At 63.8% G+C, this 3,607-nt stretch carries 5 protein-coding genes; 4 read left to right on the top strand and 1 reads right to left on the bottom strand.

Features of this window, described 5'->3' with window-relative positions; translation table 11 throughout:
* From V6M49_RS19850 to V6M49_RS19840, 3 genes are all read left to right on the top strand, one after another.
* On the top strand, window positions 1-274 hold a 274-nt coding region (locus V6M49_RS19850), incomplete at its 5' end, for a glycine cleavage T C-terminal barrel domain-containing protein (RefSeq protein ID WP_332762885.1).
* A gap of 129 nt (window positions 275-403) precedes the next feature.
* On the top strand, window positions 404-1,030 hold the full coding sequence (locus tag V6M49_RS19845) for a cyclodeaminase/cyclohydrolase family protein (RefSeq protein ID WP_332762884.1): 627 nt from the start codon (window positions 404-406) through the stop codon (window positions 1,028-1,030).
* Window positions 1,027-1,902, top strand: coding sequence for a bifunctional 5,10-methylenetetrahydrofolate dehydrogenase/5,10-methenyltetrahydrofolate cyclohydrolase (locus V6M49_RS19840; RefSeq protein ID WP_332762883.1), 876 nt, complete (start codon window positions 1,027-1,029; stop codon window positions 1,900-1,902). The genes V6M49_RS19845 and V6M49_RS19840 overlap by 4 nt, the downstream gene beginning before the upstream one ends.
* A 104-nt stretch (window positions 1,903-2,006) precedes the next feature.
* Here the strand turns inward: V6M49_RS19840 and V6M49_RS19835 are convergent, their stop codons facing one another.
* Entirely contained in the window at window positions 2,007-2,702 is a 696-nt protein-coding gene (locus V6M49_RS19835) for a GntR family transcriptional regulator (RefSeq protein ID WP_332762882.1), read from the bottom strand.
* 118 nt (window positions 2,703-2,820) lie between these two features.
* On the opposite strand from V6M49_RS19835, the gene V6M49_RS19830 reads away from it, so the two are divergent.
* Window positions 2,821-3,607, top strand: a 787-nt coding sequence (locus V6M49_RS19830; protein ID WP_332762881.1) for a methylenetetrahydrofolate reductase, incomplete at its 3' end; no start/stop codon positions are given.

Raw genomic sequence — 3,607 nt, 5'->3', positions numbered from 1 at the left:
AAACTCCGCCCGCCGGCTTCGCTGCCTGACGGTCGACGACGGCCGCAGCATCGTGCTGGGCAAGGAACCTGTCTTCTACAAGGACCAGGCAGTTGGCTACGTCACGAGCGCCGCTTATGGCTACACCGTTGCCAAGCCGATTGCCTACGCTTACCTGCCCGCCGCCGTCTCCGTGGGTGACGCGGTTGAAATCGAGTACTTTGGCCGGCGCATCCAGGCCACGGTCACGGCCGATCCGCTGTACGACCCCACGATGACCCGGCTCCGCGGCTAACAGCCGCCTGCCATTCAAGGGCACGCGGCCCGGACTCGTTTCCTCGCAACCAGAGTCCGGGCCGCTGCTTTTCCATTGCCCGTCCCATGCCCAGGCCAGTCGATTAGAGCTTCAGCCCCAGGAAGACCCATGATCAGTTCAGAAACAATAAACGACTACCTCGCCAGGCTTGCCTCGCGCGAACCCACCCCCGGCGGCGGCGCAGCCGCTGCACTCCACGCCGCCCAGGGGGCGGCACTTGTCGGCATGGTGGCCAGGTACACCACCGGCACGAAATACGAACAGCACGCCGCACTCGTCACCAGGATCATCAGCAGCGCCGACGGCCTGGTGGCCCAGGCCCTGCACCTCGCGGACGCCGACCAGCACGCGTTCCAAGGCGTCATTGATGCCTACAAGCTCCCCGCCGGTACTGACGACCTCAAGGCTGCACGGACAGCATCCATCCAGAACGCGCTCGTCCAGGCCGCGGAAACACCGGCACAACTGATCCTCCTTGCCGGCGCCGTCGTGGATCTTGCCACGGAACTGTTCGAGGTGGCCAATGCCAACGTGATCAGCGACGTCGCGGCCGCCGTCGACGCTGCCCGGGCAGCTGCCACCACTGCACGGGTGAACATCGACATCAATGTGGTGGCCATCAAGGACACCGAAGCGCGTTCCCGGCTGGCTGAGCAGACGGACGGCCTTGAGGAAAAGGTCGTCTTGGCAGCCGACTCGCTCGTGAAGCGCGTGCGCGAAAGGATTCTCGGTTGAACACCACACTCCTCTCTGGACGAAACCTGGCAAAGCTCATTCAGCAGAAGGCCCACGACGAAGCCCGGAACCTCGAAACCGACGGCCTGCGCCCCACCCTTGCAGTGGTTGTGGCCACCGATGACGGCTCCACGCTCTGGTATGTGCGGTCCATCGAACGGGCTGCAGAAAGCGCGGGCATCAATTGCCGGATCGTGGACCTGGGCCACGACGCGACAGGACAGGTGCTGGCCTCTGTCCTGAAGGACCTCAGCTCCGAGCCATCTGTGAACGGAATCATCCTGCAGACGCCACTGCCTCCCGGCGTCGATGCAGATGCGCTGGTTGGGCACATCGCCCCCGAGAAGGACATCGACGGCGCGAATCCGCTGAGCCTTGGCCGCCTCGCTGTCGGCCAGCCCTCATTTGCCCCTGCCACGGCACGGGCCGTCACCGAGATCCTTGACCACTTCGACATCCCGGTGGCGGGACGGAACGTCGTCGTGATTGGACGTTCCGCCGTCGTCGGAAAACCGCTGTCCCTGCTGCTGATGGAACGCGACGCCACCGTCACCGTCTGCCACTCCAGCTCAGGGGCGCTGGAGAAATACACCAGGACGGCCGACGTCGTGGTGGTCGCCGCCGGGCGTACCGGCCTCCTGAACGGCGGCCACATTTCCTCCGGGGCTGTTGTGATCGACGTCGGCACCAACGTCCTTTCCGACGGTTCCCTCGTGGGGGATGTGGACGAAGCCAGTGTCCGGGGCATCGCCGGGGCGCTGACACCCGTTCCGGGTGGCGTTGGCTCAGTCACCACGTCCCTGCTTCTCCTGCACACCACCGAGGCCGCACGGGAACAGTCGCGTTCCTTGGTCCGGGGAACAGCCGGGTGACCCACGGCGGGCACACCGGCTTCGCTTAGGCCCGGTTGTTGCCTCCGCGCCCGTGCAGATCCATGCGATCCGCACGGGCGCGAAGGCCGTGAGCTGCCAATGGGCTACAGGACGGCCCTGATGAGGTTCTCAAAGTCCGTCACATGCTTGGTGGTCAGGCGCGCAGCAGCTTCGGAATCCCCTTCCGCTATGCACTCAAGCAGCTCAATGTGCTGGGCAATATGCTCGGATACCGGAGGAAGTTTCTGCAGCACAAGGCTCCAGATCCGCGTCGCCAGGTTGTCGTACCGGATCAGGACATCCTCAAGATGCCGGCTCCCCGTGGCCCGGTAGATCATCCGGTGCACACGCATGTCCAGGCGCATCAGGTCCCGCTGGGAGTGTGTTCTTGGCAGGAGCTGGCCCACTTCCGTGGCAAATTCCTTGATCTCCTGGCGGAGCTGCGGCGACGCCATCCGGGCTGCCCGTGCTGCGGCCGCAGGCTCCAGAAGCTGCCTGATTTCCGAGATTTCAGCCAGATCCGTGATGTCCACACCGGCGGCGAAGGTGCCGCGGCGTGGGTACGCCACCACCAAGTGGTCGCTCTCAAGGCGCTTCATGGCTTCCCGGATGGGTGTCCTTCCCACTCCGAGCCGCCTGGAAATCACTTCGTCATTCAATGGTTCGCCAGGCTTGATGTCCAAAACGATCAGTTCATCACAGAGCACCCTGTAGGCGAAGTCGGCGTAGGACTCGTCCTCCTGCCTTGCTGGCAGGAAGGGCCCCCCAATAACCGACGGTAGTTCTCCACCGCTTACCATTTCCAAGTCTCCTCCCGATGCACGGCTGAGCCTTGACGCGAAGGCCTCCTGTACATAGTATTCCTAGAACTGATATATCAATATCCCATCAAAAAAATGTCAACCCTAACGGAGAGCAATGAGCAGAGAAGCTGTTGCAAGGATACGGCTGGAAGTGGTTCCGTCCGCCGATCTGCTCACGCAACTCCCTGCGGCCTTTGACACCACGGGATCCGTCAGCGTGACGTGCCTCCCGCACCACGGGCCTGCACGGACGGTAGCGGCGTCCGTACACCTGGCGAGCCTGGGTTACCACACCGTCCCCCATCTCGCAGCCCGCAGCATCACGGGTGAGGCAGAACTCCATTCACTGCTGCTGCAGCTCCAGGAGGCCGGCGTCTCGGAGCTGTTTCTCGTGGCCGGTGACCGGCGCACGCCCGCCGGCCCCTACAGCTGGAGCGGAGAACTCCTGGAGGCGGTCAACGCCTATTCACCCGACTTCGCCATAGGAATTGCCGGTTATCCGGAAGGCCACCCGCAGCTCAGCCAGGAACAACTCAGCAGCAGCCTGCTCATGAGAGCGCCTTTGGCGTCCTCCATTGTCACGCAGATGTGCCTTTCCGCCGAGGCAATCAGCCGGTACATCCAGTCAATCCGCAAAGCCGGCATAGAGATGCCCGTGTGGATTGGAGTCCCCGGCCCGGTCTCCATCAGGAAACTGGTATCGCTGGGAGCCCGCCTCGGAATCGGCCGCTCCCTCAAACTGGCCCGCGGGACCGGGATGGCGGGAGCCCTCTGGCGAGGGGACGACTTCCTGAGCTACGACAGCGGACGCCTGATCCGCGAGGTTCACCAGGAGTTGGCGGGCGATCCCCTCTTTGCCGGGTTCCATGTCTACACCTTCAACGACCTCGGCCGCCTGCCTG

It is taken from the genome of Pseudarthrobacter sp. (assembly GCF_036675385.1).
Taxonomy (GTDB): domain Bacteria; phylum Actinomycetota; class Actinomycetes; order Actinomycetales; family Micrococcaceae; genus Arthrobacter.
This window is presented reverse-complemented; position numbering and strand designations above follow the sequence as displayed.